This window comes from Ectothiorhodospira shaposhnikovii, from assembly GCF_022227765.1.
Taxonomy (GTDB): domain Bacteria; phylum Pseudomonadota; class Gammaproteobacteria; order Ectothiorhodospirales; family Ectothiorhodospiraceae; genus Ectothiorhodospira.
The window spans coordinates 215829-238589 of sequence record NZ_JAJMLZ010000008.1 but is presented as its reverse complement, the minus strand read 5'-3'; the positions used below and the strand labels follow the sequence as shown (position 1 = coordinate 238589).

The window sequence follows — 22761 nt, the reverse complement described above, 5'->3', positions numbered from 1 at the left end:
CGTCATTCCACCTCCGTCTCATCATTCCCGCCCCGCGTCATTCCTGCCACCTCCTCCGTCATTCCCGCGAACGCGGGAATCCAGTGACAGGGCAGAAAACCCTGGACTCCCGCTTGCGCGGGCGTGTCAGCCTTGTCTTCCCAAGGCCCGGCGGGCGATGGACTCACAGGTCTTTGCCGCAAGGTCGCCGTCCGCGATCTTCTGCAGCGCCTCCACCAGCGCGACAACTCGTTCACCGTAGGGAATGCCATCGATCAAGACCGCCCTGGGATAGCGTCTGCAGGCTGGTCTGAACGTGATTTCCGGACCCGGCTGAGCCCCGAGCGTGTCGTGTTGTCCTTGTTCCCTGGGGGGGCGGGATGTCGGGGTAGTCTCAGGCTGGGTTCCGGCAGATCCCGGATAGCCTTCCATCAAGAGTCTAGCCATGATCCGGCGTCGTTGCATGTCTCCCAGATCCCGCCAGATCCCGATTTCTTCCAGTGTCCGTCCGCAGCCGATGCAGCGGCCGTTTTCCGCCCGGCAGATCTTGATACAGGGAGTCAGCATGGTGATGATTTCCAAAGACGGCTATGTCCGCCTTCAGACCATGGTGCCGCCGGTCGGTTTCCCCGGGTGTCCCAGGATGGAGGTGATCCAGTGGGCCAGGATTTCCCGCTCCGGTGCCTGTCCCGGACTGCTTTCCCGCTGCCGGCAACCCCAGATCGATTCGGGAAAGTGAGCATCCTCCCGATAGCGGGGGATCACGTGCCAATGAAGATGAGGGACCTGATTGCCGAAGCTGGCCAGATTGATCTTGTCGGGTTTCATCAGCGCCCGCAGCGCCCGTTCCGTGGCCAGGACGACGCTCATCAGGTGCTGCTGCTCCAGCGGGGGCAGGTCGCTCATCTCAGTCACGTGATCATGCCAGATCACCCGGCAAAAACCGGGATAATCGGGATCATCCACCTGGATGACCCGGCAGTTCTCATCCTGCCAGATCAGGGTCTCATCTTGTGGGGTACAGAGCGGACAGGAGGCTGCAGCCATGGATTCTCTCTTTTCGTGATGGACAAGCCGGCGTGTGGGCGATCAGGTCGTTTCGGGTCTTGCCCGCAGGAATTCGTGGATTTGATGGGCCGGAAGGGGGCGGCTGAACAGGTAGCCCTGGGCCTGATGGCATCCCAGGTCGGTCAGCAGATCCCGCTGACTCTCGGTTTCCACGCCTTCAGCCAGGACCTGAAATCCCAGGTTCGTGCCCAGTGTGATGATGGCCTTGGCAATCGCCAAGTCGTGGGTGTCTTCCGGAATGCCCCGGATGAAGCTCTGATCGATCTTCAGACAGTCAAAGGGCAGGGATTTGAGGTAGGACAGGGACGAGTAGCCGGTACCAAAATCATCCACTGCCAGCGTCACCCCCAGGGCCTTGAGTGCTTCGAGCAACTCATGGGCACCCTGCCGCCGATCCATGATGAAACTCTCCGTGACTTCCAGTTCCAGCAGTCTGGAATCCAGCCCGGTGTCTTGCAGCACCGTGGCCACGGTTTCCACCATGTTGCTGCGCTGGATCTGGATGCCCGAGACGTTGACGGCAATACGGCCGAACACCAGCCCCTCCCGATCCCAGTGCAGGGCCTGTCGGCAGGCCTGTTCGAGTACCCATCGCCCCAGGGGCAGGATGAGGCCGGTGTCCTCGGCCATGGGGATGAACCGGTTGGGGGGAATCAGGCCCTGACTGGGGTGTTCCCACCGGACCAGCACCTCCAGCCCGTGGAGCTCTCCGGTGGACAGATCCACTTGCGGCTGGTAGTGGAGGATCAGTTCATTGCGTTGGATGGCATGACGCAGTTCGGTCGCCATGACCACCCGATCCCGGGCATATTCGGTCAGATCCTGGGCATAGTAGCGATAGGTATTGCCACCGGCGTGTTTGGCCCGGTAAGTCGCGGCATCGCTGTGCTGGAGCAGTTGTTCCACGTCCTGGCCGTCATGGGGATAGGTGGCAATGCCGATGCTGGCGGTGACGAAGACTTCCTGGTTCCGTAACTGGATCGGCGCCTGCAGGGCCTGCAGGACCGATTCGGCCACAATCTCCGGACGTGTCCGGCTCTTGCTGGAGTCTTCCACCAGGATCGCGAACTCGTCTCCCCCCATGCGGGCCAGGGTCTCGTCCTTCTGCAGCACCGTTTCCAGGCGATCGGCCACTTCGCTCAGGATCTGATCCCCCTCGCTGTGTCCCAGGCTGTCGTTGATGTGCTTGAATTCATCCAGATCCAGTTGCAGCACCGCCACGCCGGATTGCCGGGATTCGGCACGCAGCAGGGCCTGTTCAAGACGGGTGCGGAACAGCAGTCGGTTGGGCAGATTGGTCAGCGGGTCCCGGTAAGCCAGGCGCTGGATTTCCTCCTGGGTCCGCTTGATGTCGCTGATGTCGGAGAACACGGCGACATAGTGGGTGATGGTCCCGTCATCGCCGCGGACTGCATTGATGGTGGCCCACTGGGGATACATCTCGCCGTTTTTTCGACGATTCCAGACCTCCCCCCGCCAGTGGCCGGCGTTGTGCAGGCTGGCCCACATCTGCTCGTAGAACGACTGTGAATGGCGCCCTGAGCTGAGCAGGCTGGGATTGCGGCCCAGGGCTTCATCCTCACTGTAGCCGGTGATCCGGCTAAAGGCCCGGTTCACGGCCAGGATGTGGGCATCGGCATCGGTGATGATGATGCCTTCGCTGGTGGCATCGAAGACGGTGGCCGACTGTTGCAGGCGTTCCTCCGTCTGCTTGCGCTCGGTGATATCCTGAAAGGCCCCCGTGGCCTGAATGATGATCCCGGCTTCGTTCCTGACCGGGGTGCCCATGGTCCGGACCCAGAGGTTTCGGCCCTTGGCGGTCCGGATCCGCAGTTCTTCGTCATAGGGAATGCCTTTTTCGGCACAGGCACGGAAGACCTCGATGATCCTCGGGCGTGATTCCGGGGCGTAGAAGCGGATGCCGTCTTCCAGTGCGACGATGGTGCCTGGCGGCATGTCATGAATCCTGCATACCTCATCCGACCAGTAGACCCGGCCGCTGACCAGGTCCGCCTGCCACCATCCCAGCCTGGCCAGGGTGGAGGCCATCCGCATCAGGCTTTCCGTCTCTACCAGCCTCTGCTCTGTCATGATTTTTTCAGTGATGTCGTGGACGATGGAATAGAGCAGCTGACGCCCCTGGATATTGATGGGGCCACTGTATACCTCAACATGGGTGATACTGCCATCGGCCAGCCGGTGCCGGAACTGGAAGTACTTGCGTTCCTGCTGGCGGGCCTTCTGCATTTCCTTCTGGATGTCTTCCGGGGAGAGCTGGTTGATCTGGCTGATTTTCATCCGTCGCATCTGCTCGCGATCCCAACCGTAGAACTGACAGGCGGCGGGGTTGGCGTCGATGATGGCTCCATCCTCCGGATCGACCAGCAGCATGACCGTGTGATTGTTCTCGAACAGGCTGCGGTAGCGGGTTTCACTTTCCCGTAACGAAGCTTCGGCTTCCATGCGGCCGGAGATATCCTCCACGGTGATGAGCAGCGCGGGTTCCGCCCCCGAAGGGGCGGGGATGCCCTTCACATTGATCGAGGCATACACCGGTTTGCCGTCCTCTCGCAGCAGGCGTTGCTCCAGGGTGCGGGTGTCCGGCGTCCCTTCACGGATTCCCTGGAGGGCTGCCCGCCAGACCGGGAGGTCATCCGGATGAATCAGGTCCTGCCAGAGGGTGACTTTCATCTGCTGCAAGTTCAGTGACAGGATCTCGCGGAGCCGGTCATTGCAACGCTCGAAGTTTCCCGCCGGAGTGATGATGGCCATGCCGATGAAGGGCTGGCGATAGAAGTGATCAAGGATGCGATCCGCCCGCATCTGTTCGGCCGTGAGCGCCAGGCTTTGCAGGCGCTGCTGCTGATACCACACCAACAGCAGCATGGCGCTGATGATGGCTACCGCCATCAGGGTGATGATGATGCTCCAGAACAGTAGGTGTTGCAGGGGGGCCAGGACTTCTTCACGATCAACCTGAGCGATCAGGGTCCATTCACTGCCGTCGATCGGTCTGAAGGCGGCCAGAACTTCCATGCCCCGTTGGTCAATGCCCCGCAGGGTACCGACCGCTTCTCCCTGGCTGGCAACGGCATCCCACAGGGGCGCGGGACGCTTCTCTTCCCGGCGGTCGTCTTTGTCCGGGGAACGGGTGTGTCGGCTGGACCGGAACACCTCCACATGGCCATTGTGGTGGCGGATCAGCTCCGTACGCCCGCTCTGTGTGGCTGATGGCCAGAAATTCAGGGTGGGGAAAATGAATTTCTCCGGGTCGACCCGGATCAGGATGAAACCGAGGAAGTCCGTGCCGTCGTGTAAGGAAGCGGGAGGCAACGGAACCACGAAATCCAGCCAGATGCGCCCGGCATCATCATGCATCATCTGATTGTGGATGGGGCCGCCCTGGGCTTTGGCCCTGGGCAGCAGCGCCAGCGTGGCCGGTGAGGGGGTTTCCAGGTCACCGGTGCTGATCAGCGGTGTGCCTTCCGGGTCCAGCAGCATGAGCCATCGGTATTCATAATGGGCCTGGACAGTACCGAGACGGCTGAGGATTTCCGCCCGTAGCGCCGCGCCCCCCGGCCCCGACAGGGCTTGCACCTTGTCCAGGAAATGCTGATGCTCGGCCAGAACCATGGCATCGCTTTGTCGTTCCATCAGCCAGTGTTCCATCTGTCGGGCTTTCAGGTGGGCAATGTTGTCGAGGCTCTCGATCGCCTCCTGCTCCAGCCTGGGCTGTTGCAGGGTGGTGACCAGCAGGCCCATGCCGGGAGCCAGCAGGGCCAGGACCAGCAGGATCACGCCCAGGCGCAGGGTGCTGCCGGACATCCGCCGGGATAGCCTCCCGGCCCGAGGGTCGATGTCGTCAGCCGAGCGGCGAACTTCCCAAAATCGAAGCAACAGGTAGAGCAGCCCGCTGGTGACGCCGACAAAGACCAGACCCTTGAGCATCTCGATCCGGGTCTGTGCCAGGGGTTCCGACAGGGCGAGACCCAGCATCATGCCCGAGGCAATGATCCACAGGGCAGCAAAGAGCGCGTAGCTCAGCGCGATACCTGCGGGGGTCAGCTTGAAGGGTGCGGGCATGAAGGGAGCTTCTTGATCAGGCGTGAATCATCAGATCAAGGAAGAGTATAGGTGCTGCCGACGGCATTCGGCAGGTACCATGATGAATCAATACGGACCGTTGCTCCGGAAAGGCCTTGGCGCCGGCTCGGTATTACCGGGCCGGCGCCAAACGCGATGCCTCACCGGGGCAAGTCGGAACTCCCCATCAGCCATTCGTCCACCGCCCGGGCGCACTGACGCCCTTCGCGGATGGCCCAGACCACCAGGGATTGGCCGCGACGCATGTCGCCGGCGGCGAAAACGCCATCCACGCTGGTGTGGTAGGCTTTGGCGCCTTCGGTCACGCCCTTGACGTTGCCCCGGGCATCCAACTCCAGGCCGGACTCCTGTTGCAGTTGGGCCAGCATGCCCTCCTGCACCGGATGCACGAAGCCCATGGCCAGCAGCACCAGATCACAGCGGATTTCCCGCTCGGTGCCCGGCACTTCGCTCATCTGGAAACGGCCCTGGGCATCCTTTTCCCACTTCACCGACACCACCCGTGCCGCCTTGACCCGGCCATGGCCATCGTCGATGAAGGCCTTGGTGGCCACATTCCACTCCCGGGTGCAGCCTTCTTCCTGGGAACTGGAGGTGCGCATGCGGTTGGGCCAGTTGGGCCAGGTGAGTCCCTTGTCTTCCTTCACCGGCGGCTTGTCCAGGATCTCCACCTGGGTGACATGGATCGCACCATGACGGTTGGAGGTGCCGATGCAGTCGGAACCGGTGTCGCCGCCGCCGATGACCAGCACGTGCTTGTCCTGGGCGCTGATGAAGTCCTCGTCGGGCACGAACACGCCCTGCACCCGCTTGCTGTTGCGGGTGAGGAAATCCATAGCGAAGTGTACGCCTTGCAGTTCACGACCGGGCACCGGCAGATCCCGGGGTTTCTCGGAACCGCCCGCCAGCACCACCGCGTCGAACTCCGCCTGCAGCTTCGCCACCGGGATGTCCACGCCGATATGGGTCAGGGTGTGGAACTGCACCCCTTCCGTGCGCATCTGCGCGATACGGCGATCGATGTGGCCCTTGTCCAGCTTGAAGTCGGGAATGCCGTAACGCAAAAGGCCGCCGATGCGATCCGCCTTCTCGAACACTTCCACATGGTGACCGGCCCTGGCCAGCTGCTGGGCGGCCGCAAGGCCCGCGGGGCCGGAGCCCACCACTGCCACCCGCTTGCCGGTGCGGCGCTGGGCCACCTGGGGCCGGATCCAGCCTTCTTCCCAGGCCCGGTCGACGATAGCGCACTCGATGGTCTTGATGGTCACCGGGGTGTCGTCGATGTTCAGGGTGCAGGCGGCCTCGCAGGGGGCGGGGCAGATGCGGCCCGTGAACTCGGGGAAGTTGTTGGTGGAATGCAGCACCTCGATGGCCTGCTTCCAGTCGCTCTTGTACACCAGGTCATTCCAGTCCGGAATGATGTTGTTCACCGGGCAGCCCTGGTGACAGAAAGGGATGCCGCAATCCATGCAGCGGGCACCTTGCTCACGCAGCTGTTCCACGCTGAGCGGGATGACGAACTCCCGATAGTGGACGATACGGTCACTCACCGGCGCATAGCGCCGGTCGCGGCGTGCAAATTCCAGGAATCCGGTTGGCTTACCCATGAGCGGCGCTCCCCTCAAGCGGCTGGTTGGCGGTCAGTGGTCGGTTGGCACCCGGCGGGCGGGCCTTCTGGGCCTGGAGCTCTTCCAGGGCACGGCGGTAATCCACCGGCATCACCTTGACGAAGCGGGGCAGGAAGTTGTTCCAGTCCGCCAGGATGCGTTCGGCCTGGGCCGAGCCGGTGTAGGCCAGATGACGCTCGATGAGGGTCTTCAGGCGCCGGGCATCGTGGTTGGTCATGTCGTGGCTCAGGTCCACTCGACCGTGGGTTTCCAGATCCCCGCCCTGGTGATCCAGGGCCTCCAGGGCATCGTCCTCGGCGGCGATGGGCTCCAGTTCCACCATGGCCAGGTTGCAGCGCTGGGCAAAATCACCATCCTCGTCCAGCACGTAGGCCACCCCGCCGGACATGCCGGCGGCGAAGTTGCGGCCGGTGCGGCCCAGGCACACCATGATGCCGCCGGTCATGTATTCGCAGCCGTGGTCGCCCACGCCTTCCACCACGGCGGTGGCACCGGAGTTACGCACGCAGAAACGCTCACCGGCCACGCCGCGGAAGAACACCTCACCATTGATGGCGCCGTAGAGCACCGTGTTGCCGACGATGATGTTGTCCTCGGCCCGGTCGATGGCGGCATGGGCCGGCGGATAGATGATGATGCGGCCGCCGGACAGGCCCTTGCCCACGTAGTCGTTGGCCTCGCCTTCCATCTCCAGGGTCACGCCCTTGGCCAGCCAGGCGCCGAAGGACTGGCCGCCGGTGCCATGGGCCTTGATGTGTATGGTGTCATCCGGCAGGCCGGCATGACCGTGGCGGGCCGCCACCTGACCGGAGAGCATGGTGCCCACGGTGCGGTGGAAGTTGCGGATCCGGGTTTCGATCTTCACCGGCTTGCCCTCGGTCAGGGCCGGCTGGGCCTGCCGGATCAGTTCGTGATCCAGGGCCTTGTCCAGACCGTGATCCTGGGTCTCGGTGTTGTAGATGGCCACCTCGGCCGGCACCTGGGGCCGGGCCAGCAGGCGGGTATAGTCCAGACCCTGGGCCTTCCAGTGGCTGATGGCCTTGCGCATCTCCAGCAGGTCGGAACGCCCGATCATCTCGTTCATGGTGCGGAAGCCCAGCTTGGCCATCAGGCGGCGGACTTCCTCGGCCACGAAGAAGAAATAGTTGATGACGTATTCCGGCTTGCCGGTGAATTTCTTGCGCAGTTCAGGATCCTGGGTGGCCACGCCCACCGGGCAGGTGTTCAGATGGCACTTGCGCATCATGATGCAGCCTTCCACGATCAGCGGCGCGGTGGCGAAGCCGAACTCGTCGGCCCCCAGCAGGGCGCCGATGACCACGTCGCGGCCGGTGCGCAGACCGCCGTCCACCTGCAGGGCCACGCGGCCCCGCAGACGGTTGAGCACCAGGGTCTGCTGGGTTTCGGCCAGGCCGATTTCCCAGGGGCTGCCGGCGTGCTTGATGGAGGTCAGCGGGCTGGCCCCGGTGCCGCCGTCGTAACCGGCGATGGTGATATGGTCCGCATGGGCCTTGGAGACGCCGGCGGCCACGGTGCCCACGCCCACCTCGGAGACCAGCTTCACGGAGATGCGGGCCTTGGGATTGGCGTTCTTGAGGTCGTGGATCAGCTGCGCCAGGTCCTCGATGGAATAGATGTCGTGGTGGGGCGGCGGCGAGATCAGGCCCACGCCAGGCGTGGAATGACGCACCCGGGCGATCTGGGCATTGACCTTGTGGCCGGGCAGCTGGCCGCCCTCGCCGGGCTTGGCGCCCTGGGCGATCTTGATCTGGATGTCGTCGGCATTCACCAGGTACTCGGTGGTGACGCCGAAGCGGCCGGAGGCCACCTGCTTGATGGCGGAACGTTCCGGGTTCATGGAACCGTCCGCCAGGGGCAGGAAGCGTTCCGGTTCCTCGCCGCCCTCGCCGGTATTGGACTTGCCGCCGATGGCGTTCATCGCCTTGGCCAGGGTGGAATGGGCCTCGTAGGAGATGGAGCCGAAGGACATGGCGCCGGTGGCGAAGCGCTTGACGATCTCGGCGGCCGGTTCCACTTCGTCCAGGGGAATTTCGGTGTCGGCGAACTTGAAGTCCATCAGTCCGCGCAGGGTCAGCAGGCGCTCGGACTGCTCGTCGATGAGCCGCGAGAACTCGGCAAAACTCCCGGCGTCGTTGGCGCGGGTGGCGTGTTGCAGCTTGGCGATGCTGTCCGGGGTCCAGATGTGGTCCTCGCCGCGGATGCGGAAGGCGTAGTCGCCGCCCACGTCCAGCTGTTTGCGGTAGATCTCCGCGTTGCCGTAGGCCTGCCGGTGCCAGCGCACCGCCTCTTCGGCCACCTGGGGCAGACCGATGCCTTCGATCTTGCTGTGGGTGCCGGAGAAGTACTTGTCCACGAACGGCGTGTTGAGGCCGATGGCATCAAAGATCTGGGCGCCGCAATAGGACTCCAGGGTGGAGATGCCCATCTTGGACATGACCTTGAGCAGGCCCTTGCCGATGGCCTTGATGTAGCGCTTTTGGGCCTCTTCGAAGCTCAGGCGCTCCGGCAGGCGCGGCAGCATGGACTGGATGGTGTCGAAGGCCAGGTAGGGGTTGATGGCCTCGGCGCCGTAGCCTTCCAGGGTGGCGAAGTGATGCACTTCCAGGGCGGCACCGGTCTCCACCACGATGCCCGAGGCGGTGCGCAGCCCCTTCTCGATCAAGTGATGATGCACGGCCGAGGTGGCCAGCAGCATGGGGATCGGGATCCGGTCCCGGTTGGTGTCGCGGTCGGACAGGATGAGGATGTTGAAGCCATCCAGTACCGCCTGTTCCGCCTGGGCACACAGGCGGTCCAGGGCGGCGCCCATGCCCTCGGCGCCTTCGGCGGCGGGATAGCACACGTCCAGGGTGCGGGTGCGGAAGGCACCGCCGGAGTGGTATTCGATGTGACGGATGCGCTCCAGGTCCTGATTGGTCAGTACCGGCTGAGGGGTCTCCAGACGCCAGTGCCGGCCGGCCTCGTTGATGCCCAGCAGGTTGGGGCGGGGACCGATCATGCACACCAGCGACATCACCAGTTCCTCGCGGATCGGGTCGATGGGCGGGTTGGTCACCTGGGCGAAGTTCTGCTTGAAATAGGTCGACAGGTGCTTGGGCCGGGCCGACAGCACCGAGGGCGGGTTGTCCGCGCCCATGGAGCCCACCGCTTCCTGGCCGGTGAGGACCATGGGGGTGAGCAGGAACTTCAGGTCTTCCTGGGTATAGCCGAACGCCTGCTGGTGATCCAGCAGGGTGGCGTCATCGGGGGCCATGGGGCCGACGCCGGTGGGCAGGTCTTCCAGGCGGATCTGGGTCTTCTTCAGCCACTCGCCGTAGGGGCGGGCCTCGGCCAGCTGGGTCTTGATCTCGTCGTCGCTGATGATGCGGCCTTCTTCCAGGTCGATCAGCAGCATCTTGCCCGGCTGCAGGCGCCACTTCTTGACGATCTGTTCTTCGGGGATGTCCAGCACGCCCATTTCCGATCCCAGGATCACCAGGTCGTCCTTGGTGACCAGATAACGGGCGGGACGCAGGCCGTTGCGGTCCAGGGTGGCGCCGATCTGGCGGCCGTCGGTGAAGGCCATGGCGGCGGGGCCGTCCCAGGGCTCCATCAGGGCCATGTGGTACTCATAGAAGGCGCGGCGCTTCTCGTCCATCAGGGTGTTGCCGGACCAGGCCTCGGGGATGAGGATCATCATGGCATGGGCCAGGGAGTAGCCTCCCATCACCAGCAGTTCCAGGGCGTTGTCGAAGCAGGCGGAGTCGGACTGGCCTTCCGGGATCAGGGGCCAGATGGTGTCCAGGTCGTCGCCCAGGATCTCGGAACGCATGGTATGGCGGCGGGCTGCCATCCAGTTGACGTTGCCCCGCAGGGTGTTGATCTCGCCGTTGTGGCAGATCATGCGGAACGGCTGCGCCAGGTCCCAGGTGGGGAAGGTGTTGGTGGAGAAACGCTGGTGCACCAGGGCCAGGGCACTGACGAAGGTCTCATCCTGCAGGTCCAGGTAGTACTGGCCCACCTGGCCGGCCAGCAGCATGCCCTTGTAGTTCAGGGTGCGGGAGGACATGGAGGCGATGTAGCAGGCCTCGAAGCCATGGCCGGCGTCGCGGATCTCGTTGTCCATGCGCTTGCGGATGACGAACAGCTTGCGCTCGAAGGCATCCTGGTCGGTGCAGTGGTCGCCGCGGCCGATGAACACCTGGCGCACCCTGGGTTCGCTGGGCAGCACGCTTTCGCCCAGGTCGCTGTTGTCGGTGGGCACGTCGCGCCAGCCCAGGACGGTCTGGCCGCTTTCCAGGATGTGCTTTTCGATGATGGCCTGCATCCGGGCGCGGATATCCGCGTCCTGGTGCAGGAAAATCATGCCCACGCCGTAGTCTCCGGTCTCGGGCAGGTCGAAGCTCACCTGGGCGCGCAGGAAGGCATCGGGAATCTGCACCAGGATGCCGGCGCCGTCACCGGCCTTGGGATCGGCGCCCACGGCGCCGCGGTGATTGATCCGCTCCAGAATCTCCAGACCCTGCTGGACGATCCGATGACTTTTCTGATTCTTGATATGACAGACAAAGCCGATGCCGCAGGCGTCGCGCTCGTGGGCTGGATCATAGAGGCCCTGCTCGGGCGGTAAGGCATGAAAGCTCATCATTGACCTCGCTGGTATCTGGTCGCTGGCCGGCATCCGCGGCGGTCTGGTGCCGGGGGATCGGGGCGGTGTTGCCGTCGCCGATCTCCTGCTATTGACTTTCCGTGAATACGCCGAATTCCGGCGGGTTGGGGAGATTAAAGCGAAAGTGTCCGAGACGCCAGAGGGCGGCGGGCGCTTCCATCAGGAACTTGCAAAAATGCACTGCTTTGGTGCGCTTATGAACTATTTTGGGGCGCTTTTTGAGCAATTTTTGTGCTTTTAACGGAATCCGGGGCCATTGGTGGTGCGTTTTTTCCGTCGTTCCTGTTCCATATCAAGCTACGTGCCAGATCCGTGCGGATTTCAGGGGGAAAGACACTGGAAGACGGGCGCGGACCGGGCATCGGTCATCGGGATGCACCAATGCCGGGCAATTCGTGCGTGATTCGGTGCAGGTGACAGGGCCTTCCATGGCCTTTTTCAACCTCGGCTCTTCCCGGTTGACCGAATGGGTTTACCTCCGACCGGCGTGGGGATCAATCGCTGCGCTCGCCCGGCTCGCTGCTTGCCGATGGTTCGGAACCCGACGGATCCGGTGCCGGTTCCGGCGCCTCCAGGCCCGGGTCCGGGTCTGCCGCGCTGCGTGTGCGGGGCGGCTGACCGGCGGTCGGCGACTGGGTGGGACCGCCGGGCATGGGGACGATGTCGCGTACATGCAGGTCCATCTGGGGGTAGGCGATCTCGATGTTCAGCGCCCGGAAGCGCTTGATGATGCTGGTGTGCAGTTCGCTGGTGGTCAGCAGACGCTCGCGCAACTGGCTCACGTAGACCCGCAGCTCGAAGTTCAGGGCACTGTCACCGAAGTGGATGAAGAACACGCTGGGGGCCGGTTCCTTGAGCACCTGGGGGTTTTCCGACGCGATCTTCAGCAGGGTTTCCCGTACCAGGTCCACGTCCGCCGAGTAGCTGACCCCCACCGGAATCACCAGTCGGGTCACCGTGTCGGATAGGGTCCAGTTGATCAGCCGTTCGGTGATGAAGTTCTTGTTGGGGATCACCACCTCCCGGTTGTCCCAGTCCACGATGGTGGTGGCCCGGGTGCGGATGCGGGCCACGGTGCCGCTGTATTCGCCGATGGTGATGGTGTCGCCCACCCGCACCGGGCGTTCGAACAGCATGATCAGGCCCGACACGAAGTTGGCCACCACCTCCTGCAGGCCGAAGCCCAGACCCAGGGTGAGGGCCGCGACCATCCATTGCAATTCGCTCCAGCGCAGCCCCAGCAGGGAGAACACGCTGATGATGGCCACCACGGTGAGGGCGTAGCGCAGCAGCATGGTGACGGTGTAACGGCCGGCGGCGTCCATCTGGGTGCTGCGGGAGAGCAGGATCTCCACCAGGCCGGGCAGGTTGCGGGCCGCCAGGGTGAAGACCACCCCCAGGAAGATGGCCATGAGGAAGTTCAGCAGGCTGACGCGGCTGAGCACCTCGGCCTCCCCCACCATGATGGTGCGCGACCACAGGGTGATGCCGTCCAGCCAGGTGAGGGCCGGCAGCACATCGGACCAGGCCCAGAACAGGGCCAGGACCACCGCCGCCCACACGGTGATGCGCATCAGGGTGCGGGTTTGCAGGTTCACGTCTTCCATACTCAGGTGGGGCTCGGGGATGTCCATGCCCCCTTCCGCACCGCCACCGGCACTGCTGCTTTCCATGGCCGCCGCCTTGGCCCGCTGCTCGCGCATGCGCCGTACCCGCAGCCGGGTTTCACTCAGGATCAGGGCCCGGGCGGAGAGGTTATAGCCCAGCCAGACGATGCCCACGATCACCAAAGTGTCGATGCTGCGACCCATGAGTTCGGCCACGGTCAGCAGGTAGCCGGCCAGGATCAGTCCGGTCAGTGCCAGCACCGCCACGCCGATCAGCATCCGCAGCAGGCGCCGGCGGCGTTCCGTCAGGGGCGGTTCCTCGCCTTCGGGGATGGGGCCGAGCAGCCACCAGCCGAACAGGGCACTGATCACCACCGCGGCCAGCAGGGCCATGCGGCCGAAGATGTCGAAGACCAGGTCCGCCGGATGACTGAAGGTCAGGGCCAGCAACAGGATCAGCAGCAGTTGGGTGGGCAGGAACCAGACCAGATGTCGACGCAGACGCCTGACCATGAGCGGGTTCCACTTGAAGTGGGCGGTGCCGACGCCGTTCCTGTGGGTGAGCAGGAGCAACAGGTGACCAGCCAGCCACCAGATGGAGGCGCTGAAGAAGATGGTGGCCAGGACCTCCACTCCGTGACCCACTTCCGGGATGGCCTCCAGGCGCAGGGAGGTGGCCATCAGCAGGACGGGGACCGGCAGCACCCGCAGCAGGCTCCAGCCCAGGGCCTGCAGGGTCAGCTTGACGCTGTCGGTGAAGCGATGTCGGGTGCGGGCGGCCAGGTCTTCCAGGTGGCTGGGGGTGCCCCGGCCCAGCCCGTAGAGTACCAGTGAGAGCAGCAGGGTCAGTCCCAGGGGGATCGGGCTGCCCAGGGTTACCTCCCGTAGCACATGGCGTACCTCCTGCCAGGCCGCCGGGTCCAGCAGGGCCAGGGTGGCGGAGGGGATGCGGGCGATCCAGTCCGTGCCCACGGCCACGTGGCTGGGCCACCAGAGCAGGGTTTCCCTCAGAATCTGGTCCAGTTCGTCCACCAGGGCCACCACCGCCCGCAGCCGCAGGTCGGTCTGGCGCAGCTGATCGGCCAGGTTTTCCTCGGCATGGAGCTGGATGGTCAGGGTCTGTTCCTGCAGTCGTCGCAGCTCAGCCTGGCCCAGGTCGTCGCCGTTGAGGGTCGGGGCGCCCGGCTGAACGCTCAGGTGCTCCCGCAGGGTGATGGCTCGCAGCCTGGACTGTGCCAGTTCCCGTTCGATGCCCCGGACCGCAAAGCGGGCCTCGTCCAGGTCCCGCAGCCGTCGCTGTTCCTCCAGGAACAAACTGCCCAGTGCCTCGGTGAGGCCGCCGACTTCCAGGCGTTCACGCACGTTCGCCAGGGTCTGGGTCAATTCCCGTTCGATACGGGTATAGCGATCCCGTTCCTGTTGCAGGGTGCGAATGCGGGTCTGGGTCTCGGCGATGCGGTCGAAACGATCCCGCAGGGCCTGTATCTCCCCGGCAAAGCGGGTTCGCGCCTCCGGTTCCCGTTCCACCAGCCGCTGCAGGCCCTGTTGCAGGGTCCGCAGTTCCTCCGATGCGCGTTCGTTGAGTTCCTGTTCCAGCGCGGAAAGCGTGGCCCGCAGCCAGCGTAGCTCCAGTTCCAGAGAAGGGATCTCATGGCGCAGGACTTCGATGCGGGGGGGCAGACCCTGGCCGTCCAGCTGGGCGGCGATGACGCGGGCATCGGCGCGCCGGGTGATGGCCTGCCGGGTGGCCTCCACGGCACTGGCCAGTTCGGCGTCTTCCGGATCGGGCGGCAGGGCCTCCAGTTCCTCGGCACGCTGGCGCTGCAGGCGCTCCAGGGTTTCGGCCTGGGTGCGGGACTGTTCTTCCAGGCGGGTGAGGGTGGCGCGTCTCTGATCCAGTTCCAGAGCGGTTTGGTCCCGGCGCCGCTCCAGCAGACCGATGTCGTCCTCGATCTGGCTGATGCTGCGTTCCTGACCCGGGGTGTAGGGCAGGCGCAGGTTCTGATCCAGCCGTTGACGGGCCTCCTGTAGACGCTCGACAGCCGACTTGGCGATGCCGGCACGATCCAGGGCGCCGCGCAGTCGCTCCGCCGCGGAGCGTTCCTGTTCCAGGGCTGTCTGCCAGAGGGCGCGTTCCGCGTCGGACAGTTCCCCGTCACCGGCTCGCTGGCTCAGGCGCTGTTCGGGGCTGGCCCTCAGCCAGGCCTCGGCCGGTCCGGTATCGATGGCCTGAACCTGAGGACGGACGCGGGTGATGCCTTGGTTAAGGGCTTCCCGCTGGGCATCCAGTTCCATCTGGGTGACCGGCGCCGAACCTGTCGGCGGCGCCACGCCGGCCTCCTGAGCCAGGACGGGCATTCCGAGCCCGAGACACAGGGCAAGCATGAGCAGTAGCCGGGTTGTCAGGCGCTGGTGGGTGGACATGAAAAGACGGACCTCTGGGTATCCTGCGAGGGTGCTGGATGTCGGGCTGTGTTCTGCCGGACAATGGCAGTAGGATCGGGGCGTGCACCCCTGAGTGCCTATTGTGCCCCAGTTGGGGGACTTGCGTCAGTGGTCAGGGCTTGAGCGGAACGTTCATGGTAGACAAAGACAAACAGGATCATCGCACCGTCTCGCTGGTACTGGGCTCGGGCGGGGCCAGGGGGCTGGCCCACATCGGCGTGATTCAGGAACTGGAGGCCCGGGGCTATGAGATCAAGGCCATTGCCGGCAGTTCCATGGGGGCGCTGGTGGGCGGGATTCATGCCTTGGGCGAACTGGGGACCTACACGGACTGGGTGACGGGACTGGATCAGACGGACGTGCTGGCCCTGGTGGACTGGTCCCTGTCGGGCGGAGGGATCATCCGGGGGGACAAGCTGATCCGCAAGCTCAAGGAGCTGGTGGGTTGCAGCGACATCGAGCACCTGCCCATCAGCTATACCGCGGTGGCGGTGGACATCGAGCGGGGCAAGGAGGTCTGGATGAGCGACGGTCCGCTGTTCGATGCCATCCGCGCCTCCATTGCCATCCCGGCGGTGTTCACGCCCCATCGTTACCGGGGGCGTACCCTGGTGGACGGCGGCCTGCTCAATCCGGTGCCGGTGGCGCCCACCCTGAGGACGCTGACGGACCTGACCATTGTGGTGGACGTGAACGGACCGGCGCCGGAAGCGGAGGAAGACACCCCCGAATCCGAGCGACTGGGCCGGGAGCCGGAGGCGGGGCAGTCCGGCCTGCTGCAACGCATGCGCGGCTACGTGGAATCCTTCGGCGGCGACAGCGGCGCCAAGGAGGACGGGCTGGCCCTGACCGAGGTGCTGATGCGTTCCCTGGAAACCATGCAGGCGGCCATCACCCGCCAGCACCTGGCGGTGTTCCGTCCGGACGTGGTCATCAGCGTGCCCAAGAACGTCTGCATGATTCACGAGTTCCATCGTGCCCGCCCCGTGATCGATCTGGGGCGGCGACTGGCGCGGGAGCGCCTGGATGCCTTGTCCGGAAAGGCGGACTAGGTTCCCCGCTCCCCCGGCCGTGGTTCGAGTTCATAGGGCTTCACCAGTTGCCACACGTGGTCCGGGATCATGTGTTTCATCCGTCCGGGCTGAGCCCGGCGCAGGTGCAGCACCGTCTCCACCGCCTTCATCTCCACCCGCGCCCGGGCAAATTCCAGACCCCGGGGTCCGATACGGGGCATGAGAAAGGCCGCCAAGGGGCGTGCCCAGTCGGGCATGCCGCGCAGGGGCAGGCCGCCCGCCGCCCGCTCGGTATTCTTCATGAATCCCTTCACCGGCCCCTGCCGCTTGCCGGCACTGGTGCAGGGCGCAGTGCGCACTTCATCACCCAGGAGATCCAGCAGGGCCTCGCCCTTTTCGTTGCGCACCACCAGCCATTGTTCTCCCCGTCCCGCCATGTAACCCACGGTGATGTCCGCCAGCACATTGGTGTAGTCCACACAGGTCTGGCAGGTGAGGGGGAAGAAATCCCGGGGCAGCTTGGAGATGGGGAGCTTGAGGAAGGGGATGGTCTGTACCCGGCCGTCCTCGAACCTCAGTTCCACATGGTAATCGGCACGGAATTCCAGGTAGGTCACCGTTTCCGGACGGTCCGCCAGCAGGGCCAGGAATTCATGGAAATGCTCGGTGGTGGTGTTGTCGGAGCAGGGGGTACCGATGACGTGGAGCGCATCCAGGTCCAGTTCGGGTTCGATGGCGCGCAGGGCATAGATCTGACAGGGCAGGCCGATCACCGCCAGACGCCGATAGCCCTGGGCCAGGGCCGGTTCCAGGTGGGCCAGCAGGGGGGCGTAGCCCATGCGCATGCCCCGGCACCGGGCCATGTCCTCGGCGCGGGTGACCAGCATCGGCTGGGGGCGCCAGCGGTCCTGGGGGTCGGCGGTCATGGTGAGCACCGCATCCACCTGACCGGTCTCCAGCAGGCGTTCGCCGATGCGGGTGGTAATGCCGGTCCACTGGGCGCCATCTCGCGGGGTGTTCATGGCCGCCTGCAGCATCCGGCGATAGGGGCCGAAGAACAGTTCGTCTTCCTGGTCCGGGTTCCGTGCCCGGCCATGAACCTGGGTCTCCAGCCGGTCATATCGGGGGTGGATGAACTGGCAGGCCCGGCCGCAACGCCGGGGATCGGCGGTGCGGGAGAGGCCGCAGTCGGTACACAGGTCGCGGTGGGGGATGGCGGCGGCTTCGGTCACGGCACTGGATCTCTGGATTTTCGTGTTTCGAAAAAAAACCGGGGGCGACGCATCAAACTCAAGGCAGAATGCGGTCAATGGTCAGCCTGACCTTCGGCGCGGGGGCGTCGGCACTGACGGTGACCGGCTCGCTGACGCCTTCCATGTCGCCGCTCTCGGCCTGGGCCATGCCGGTGCGGCTGAGGCGGGCCACCACTTGCACTTCGCCGAACTCGCGCATGGACATGCCCGCCACCATGCCGCCCTCGTCTTCCAGGCGCAGGGTCATGGGGAAGGCGTCCGCCCGGGCGCGGACGATGGCCAGGGGCATGCGGGAGCCCTGGGCCGGACGGGCGAAGACCATGATGAACTCCTCGCCGCTCACCCGCTCCGCCAGCGATTCGTCCAGCACCACTTCCACCTCGATGGCCAGGGTGTCGGCATCGGCACCCGCGTCGGCCGCATCGGTCTGATCACCGGCCGTGCCACCGGTCATGGCCCGGACATCACGCAGGGCCTCGGCCACGGAACGGGCGGAGTCGCTGTCTTCCGGCAACTGGCTCAGCAAACGATCCAGACGCAGGGCGGAGCGAGGGTAATCCCCTTGCTGAAAATCTGCGATGGCCCCCAGCCAAAGACCGTTCTGGTGGTCCGGGTCCAGTTCCAGGGCGCGATCCAGCAGACGGGTCACCTGGCGGGTCACCCGGCCGTCGGCAGCCATCATCAGGGCTTCGGCGTAGTCCACGTTCAGGTCCGGTTGGTCGCCCAGTCGCCGGTAGGCCTCGTCAAAGGCTGCCGCGGCGTCCTCGAACTGCTCGACGAAGCCGTAGGTGCGGGCCAGGAACAGCCAGTTCTCGGTATTGTCCGGGTCCATCTCCAGGCGCTCCCGCAGCTGCACGATCATGCGTTCGATGTCCATCATGTCGTGGCTGGGTTCCTGGCCCATGGCCAGGGTCTGGGTGGGCGACATGCGGGGGGCGGTGTCCAGCTGGAAATAGATCAGCAGGGCCGCCATGGGCACCAGCACGGCGGTGATGCCCAGCAGCACCATGCCCTGGCGCGGGGCGGGTGAGGGGGTGGCCGGGGTTTCCTCCGGCTGTTCCACATCGGTGATGAGGTTGTCTTCCAGCTCCGCCCTGGCGGCCTCGTACTGCTCGCGGGTGAGCAGGCCGTTGGCCAGTTCCTGGTCCAGCTCGGCCATGCGCTGGCGGTAGATGGTGAGGTTCAGGCCCCGGAAGGCCACGTCGGCCTGTTGTTGCCGTCGACGGATGAAGGGCCAGAGGATCACCAGGACCGCCAGGGAGGACAACAGGGCGGCACCGATCCAGAATCCAGTACTCATGCGTCTTTTCCTTCATTCAGCAAGCGGCGGGCACGCTCCCGCGCGGCGGCATCGGCAATGGGCTGCTCATCCCGCTGGCGGCTTTTGCGAGCGGTGAGATACAGGGCCGCCAGACCGATCAGGAGCAGGATGAACGGCCCGGTCCAGAGCAGAAAGGTGGCGGCGGAGAGGGGCGGGCGGTAGAGCACGAACTGACCGTAGCGGGCCACCATGTAGTCGATGATCTGCTCGTCGGTGGCACCGGCCCGGAGCTGGTCCCGTAGCTCCCGGCGCAGGTCCCGCGCCAGCCCGGCGTCGGAGTCCGCCAGGGACTGGTTTTGGCACACGGTGCAGCGCAGTTCGTGGAGCATGGCCCGGTAGCGCTGTTCCAGCACCGGATCGTCGAAATCGGTGGGATCCAGTCCACCGGCAAGACCCGGGCCGGACAGACAGAGCGCCAGACACAGACTCAGGGTGGTGAGCAGGGACTTCACAGGGACTCCCTCCGCAATTGTTCCACCATGGGCAGGATCTTGTTCTGGGCGTCCTGCCAGCTCAGGGGGCCTATGTGCTTGTAGCGGATCCGTCCCTGGCGATCGATGATGAAGGTCTCCGGGGTGCCGTAGACACCCCAGTCAATGCCCACCCGCCCTTCCAGGTCATGAGCGTTCCAGACATAGGGATTGCTCATGCTGCGCAGGTAATTCAGGCCGTCGCTGCGTTCATCCTTATAGTTGAGGCCGTAGATGGGGACACCCCGGTTGGCCATGGCCACCAGCACCTGGTGCTCCTGCCGGCAGGAGACGCACCAGCTGGCCCAGATGTTGAGCAGCACCACTTCGCCGTCGAAGTCGCTGCTGCCCACCAGCCGCTCGGGGTCCTCCAGGGCGGGCAGCTGGAACCGGGGTGCGGGTTGATCCACCAGCGGCGAGGGGACTCGGCGGGGGTCCAGGGTTAGTCCGACCATCATGAATCCCCCCAGGACCATGATGAGGATCAGGGGCAGCAGATAACGCAGACGCTTCATGAGGCGGAACTCCTACCGGCAGCTTCGGACAGGTCTTCGGTGCTTTCCCTGCCGGTGTCGTCGGCGCGGCTTTCGCTGGCGCGGCGGGCGAACACCCGGTAGCGACGGTCCGCCGCGGCCATCAGGCCGCCCAGGACGATGAGGGTGGCGCCGATCCACAGCCAGACCTGGAACGGGTTGTGATAGAGGCGCAGGGACCAGGTGTCGCCCGGCAGGGGCTCGCCCAGGGCGACGAAGATGTCGCGGGTGAAGCGGGTCTGATAGGCGGCCTGTGCCATGGGCTGGGTCTGTACCCGGTAGACCCGGCGTTGGGGGAAAAGCTCGGTGACGAACTCGCCGTCCCGGGTCACGACCACCCGGGCCTCAATGGCCTCGTAGTTGGGGCCGCGCACACCGTAGGTTTCCCGCAGTTCATAGGTGTAGCCGGCCAGGGTGTGGCTCTGGCCGTAACCCAGGCGCACGTCCTGCTCCTGTTCGAAGGCCATCAGCAGGGTGATGCCGATCACCAGGACGGCAAAGCCCAGGTGGCTGACGGTCATGCCATAGTAGCCGGCCGGGGTCTTGCGCAGGGCGGTCAGCGGGTTGCCGCCCCGGTGGGTGGCGCGACCGTAAAGGTCACGGGCGATGGTGAACAGGATCCAGAAGCCCATGGTGGTGCCCAGGATCACCATCAGGGTGACGCTCCCCTGCATGGCGAGGGGAAACACCACCCCGGCCACCAAGGCCGCCAGCAGGGTATGCCACAGGCGACGGGTCACCTCCAGGGGGGAGACATGCTTCCAGCGCAGCAGCGGCCCCAGGCCCACCAGGAAGATCAGCGGGACCATGAGGGGGGCAAAGACCGCATTGAAGTAGGGTGGACCCACGGAGATCTTGCCCATGCCCAGGGCATCCAGCAGCAGGGGATAGAGGGTGCCCAGCAGCACGGCGGCCAGGGCCACCATGAGGATGACGTTGTTGGCCAGCAGGGCGCCTTCCCGGGACACCGGGTCGAACTCCGCGTGACTTCGCACCGTGGGGGCACGCCAGGCGTAGAGGGCGAAGGAGATCCCCGTCACCGCCAGCAGCAGCATGAGGATGTAGACCCCGCGGGTGGGGTCGGTGGCAAAGGCATGCACCGATACCAGGACCCCGGAGCGGACCAGGAAGGTGCCCAGAAGGCTCAGGGAGAAGGCCAGGATGGCCATCAGCACGGTCCAGCTGCGGAAGGCGCCGCGCTTTTCCGTCACCGCCAGGGAGTGGATCAGGGCGGTGGCCGCCAGCCAGGGCATGAGGGAGGCGTTTTCCACCGGGTCCCAGAACCACCAGCCGCCCCAGCCCAGGGTGTAATAGGCCCACCAGCTGCCCAGGGCGATGCCGGCGCCCAGAAAGGCCCAGGCGGTGGTGGCCCAGGGGCGGGTCCAGCGTGCCCAGGCGGCATCCAGACGGCCGCCGATGAGGGCGGCCACGGCGATGGCAAAGGGTACGGCCAGGCCCACATAGCCCATGTAGAGCATGGGCGGATGGATCACCAGACCCGGGTCCTGCAGCAGGGGATTGAGATCCCGTCCGTCCGCCGGCACCGGGAAGATGGGCTCGAACGGGTTGGACGTGAACAGGGTGAAGGAGAGGATGCCCACGCTCACCAGGCCCATCACCGCCACGGTGCGGGCAGCCATCACCGCCGGCAGTCCCTTGCTGAACAGGGATACCGCCAGGGACCAGCCCGCCAGCATCAGCGCCCACAGGACCAGGGAGCCTTCATGACCGCCCCAGACGCCGGAGATGCGGTACACCAGGGGCAGGGCGGAGTTGGAGTGGTTGGCCACATAGGCCACGGAGAAGTCGTGGGTGATGAAGGCGTAGGTCAGCGCCAGGTAGGCGATGGCCAGGAACAGGAACTGCCCCGCCACCGCCGTGTGGGCGGTGGCCATCCAGGAGGTGGTGCCGCGATGGGCGCCGATGAGGGGGATGGTGCCCTGGACCAGGGCCATGAGCAGGGCAAGAATGAGGGCGAGCTGGCCGATTTCGGGCATCATGCTCAGTACGCCTTCTTGCCGGGATGTTCTTCGTAGCCCGCCGCCTTCAGGGCCGCGGCCACTTCCGGTGCCATGTAGTTCTCGTCATGGCGGGCCAGTACCCGTTCGGCGCGGAACACGCCGTCGGCGCCCATGCGACCGTGGGTGACCACCCCCTGGCCTTCGCGGAAGAGGTCGGGGAGCAGGCCCACGTATTCCACCGGGATGCTGTTCTTGGTGTCGGTGACGCTGAAGAAGACCGTCAGGCCCTCCTCGGCATGACGGATGGAGCCGTCTTCCACCAGGCCGCCCAGACGGATGATGCGCTCACCGGGGGCTTCGCCTTCCACCAGTTGAGTGGGGCCGTAGAAATACATGAGGTTTTCCCGGAAGGCGCTCAGGGCCAGGGCGGATGCCCCGGATACCGCCAGGACCACCAGCGCCACGCCGGCCATCCGTCTCTTCTGTCGAGGTGTCATTGCACTCTCCTGCCTGCTGAGGGGTCTTGCGATGGGAGCCTGTGCCCCGATTGCCGCCGGGGCGTCGGTGCAGGATTCACCGGCCCGACGGGTAGCGGGCCATTGATATCACCGATCCGGGTGGAGCCGCAACCGCGCCCACAAGGCCCGGCTACCGCTTCACGAGGCTGTTTTAGTGACACCCGAAAGTTGTTCCGGTTCTAAACCGCTGGA

Annotated in this window: 13 protein-coding genes; 1 reads left to right on the top strand and 12 read right to left on the bottom strand. The window is 65.2% G+C overall.

The window, feature by feature from the left end; all coding sequences use genetic code 11:
* Positions 1-126 precede the first annotated feature (126 nt).
* The 6 genes from LQD11_RS12690 to LQD11_RS12665 form a co-directional block, all read right to left on the bottom strand.
* Positions 127-546 carry a DUF1289 domain-containing protein gene (locus LQD11_RS12690; protein ID WP_238617864.1) on the bottom strand — a complete coding sequence of 140 codons (420 nt, stop codon included), beginning with the start codon at positions 544-546 and terminating at the stop codon, positions 127-129.
* A gap of 33 nt (positions 547-579) precedes the next feature.
* Positions 580-1026 carry an HIT family protein gene (locus tag LQD11_RS12685; RefSeq protein ID WP_238617863.1) on the bottom strand — a complete coding sequence of 149 codons (447 nt, stop codon included), beginning with the start codon at positions 1024-1026 and terminating at the stop codon, positions 580-582.
* A gap of 42 nt (positions 1027-1068) precedes the next feature.
* Positions 1069-5130 (bottom strand): EAL domain-containing protein, encoded by a 4062-nt coding sequence (locus LQD11_RS12680; protein WP_238617862.1) that lies wholly within the window; start codon positions 5128-5130, stop codon positions 1069-1071.
* Positions 5131-5291: 161 nt separating this feature from the next.
* Entirely contained in the window at positions 5292-6758 is a 1467-nt protein-coding gene (locus LQD11_RS12675) for a glutamate synthase subunit beta (RefSeq protein ID WP_008932489.1), read from the bottom strand.
* The gene (gene gltB, locus LQD11_RS12670) at positions 6751-11424 is read right to left on the bottom strand and encodes a glutamate synthase large subunit (protein WP_238617861.1); all 4674 of its coding nucleotides are present in this window, start codon (positions 11422-11424) and stop codon (positions 6751-6753) included. Before gltB ends, LQD11_RS12675 begins: the two co-directional genes overlap by 8 nt.
* A gap of 518 nt (positions 11425-11942) precedes the next feature.
* Entirely contained in the window at positions 11943-15479 is a 3537-nt protein-coding gene (locus LQD11_RS12665) for a mechanosensitive ion channel domain-containing protein (RefSeq protein ID WP_238617860.1), read from the bottom strand.
* Positions 15480-15634: 155 nt separating this feature from the next.
* Between LQD11_RS12665 and LQD11_RS12660 the strand changes: the two genes are divergently transcribed.
* On the top strand, positions 15635-16552 hold the full coding sequence (locus LQD11_RS12660; RefSeq protein ID WP_008932493.1) for a patatin-like phospholipase family protein: 918 nt from the start codon (positions 15635-15637) through the stop codon (positions 16550-16552).
* Here LQD11_RS12660 and LQD11_RS12655 read toward each other — a convergent pair.
* The 6 genes from LQD11_RS12655 to ccmE are packed head-to-tail and all read right to left on the bottom strand — an operon-like array spanning position 16549 to position 22548.
* Positions 16549-17745: a Coenzyme F420 hydrogenase/dehydrogenase, beta subunit C-terminal domain gene (locus LQD11_RS12655; RefSeq protein ID WP_238617859.1), complete on the bottom strand. Its 1197-nt coding sequence runs from the start codon at positions 17743-17745 to the stop codon at positions 16549-16551. The genes LQD11_RS12660 and LQD11_RS12655 overlap by 4 nt on opposite strands.
* Before the next feature lie 58 nt (positions 17746-17803).
* Positions 17804-19066 carry a c-type cytochrome biogenesis protein CcmI gene (gene ccmI, locus LQD11_RS12650; RefSeq protein WP_238617858.1) on the bottom strand — a complete coding sequence of 421 codons (1263 nt, stop codon included), beginning with the start codon at positions 19064-19066 and terminating at the stop codon, positions 17804-17806.
* Positions 19063-19539: a cytochrome c-type biogenesis protein gene (locus tag LQD11_RS12645; RefSeq protein WP_238617857.1), complete on the bottom strand. Its 477-nt coding sequence runs from the start codon at positions 19537-19539 to the stop codon at positions 19063-19065. Before LQD11_RS12645 ends, ccmI begins: the two co-directional genes overlap by 4 nt.
* Positions 19536-20072, bottom strand: a complete 537-nt coding sequence (locus tag LQD11_RS12640) for a DsbE family thiol:disulfide interchange protein (protein WP_238617856.1) — start codon at positions 20070-20072, stop codon at positions 19536-19538. The genes LQD11_RS12645 and LQD11_RS12640 overlap by 4 nt, the downstream gene beginning before the upstream one ends.
* The gene (locus LQD11_RS12635) at positions 20069-22090 is read right to left on the bottom strand and encodes a heme lyase CcmF/NrfE family subunit (protein ID WP_008932498.1); all 2022 of its coding nucleotides are present in this window, start codon (positions 22088-22090) and stop codon (positions 20069-20071) included. Before LQD11_RS12635 ends, LQD11_RS12640 begins: the two co-directional genes overlap by 4 nt.
* A 2-nt stretch (positions 22091-22092) precedes the next feature.
* A complete protein-coding gene (gene ccmE / locus LQD11_RS12630; protein ID WP_040405702.1) occupies positions 22093-22548 on the bottom strand; it encodes a cytochrome c maturation protein CcmE in 456 nt (151 codons plus the stop codon).
* Positions 22549-22761 lie beyond the last annotated feature (213 nt).

Excerpts from the sequence above, each read along its gene's own strand:
- LQD11_RS12690 (WP_238617864.1), bottom strand. The coding sequence starts at position 546 with ATGCTGACTCCCTGTATCAAGATCTGCCGGGCGGAAAACGGCCGCTGC.
- LQD11_RS12685 (WP_238617863.1), bottom strand. The coding sequence starts at position 1,026 with ATGGCTGCAGCCTCCTGTCCGCTCTGTACCCCACAAGATGAGACCCTG.
- LQD11_RS12680 (WP_238617862.1), bottom strand. The coding sequence starts at position 5,130 with ATGCCCGCACCCTTCAAGCTGACCCCCGCAGGTATCGCGCTGAGCTAC.
- LQD11_RS12675 (WP_008932489.1), bottom strand. The coding sequence starts at position 6,758 with ATGGGTAAGCCAACCGGATTCCTGGAATTTGCACGCCGCGACCGGCGC.
- gltB (WP_238617861.1), bottom strand. The coding sequence starts at position 11,424 with ATGAGCTTTCATGCCTTACCGCCCGAGCAGGGCCTCTATGATCCAGCC.
- LQD11_RS12665 (WP_238617860.1), bottom strand. The coding sequence starts at position 15,479 with ATGTCCACCCACCAGCGCCTGACAACCCGGCTACTGCTCATGCTTGCC.
- LQD11_RS12660 (WP_008932493.1), top strand. The coding sequence starts at position 15,635 with ATGGTAGACAAAGACAAACAGGATCATCGCACCGTCTCGCTGGTACTG.
- ccmI (WP_238617858.1), bottom strand. The coding sequence starts at position 19,066 with ATGAGTACTGGATTCTGGATCGGTGCCGCCCTGTTGTCCTCCCTGGCG.
- LQD11_RS12640 (WP_238617856.1), bottom strand. The coding sequence starts at position 20,072 with ATGAAGCGTCTGCGTTATCTGCTGCCCCTGATCCTCATCATGGTCCTG.
- LQD11_RS12635 (WP_008932498.1), bottom strand. The coding sequence starts at position 22,090 with ATGATGCCCGAAATCGGCCAGCTCGCCCTCATTCTTGCCCTGCTCATG.
- ccmE (WP_040405702.1), bottom strand. The coding sequence starts at position 22,548 with ATGACACCTCGACAGAAGAGACGGATGGCCGGCGTGGCGCTGGTGGTC.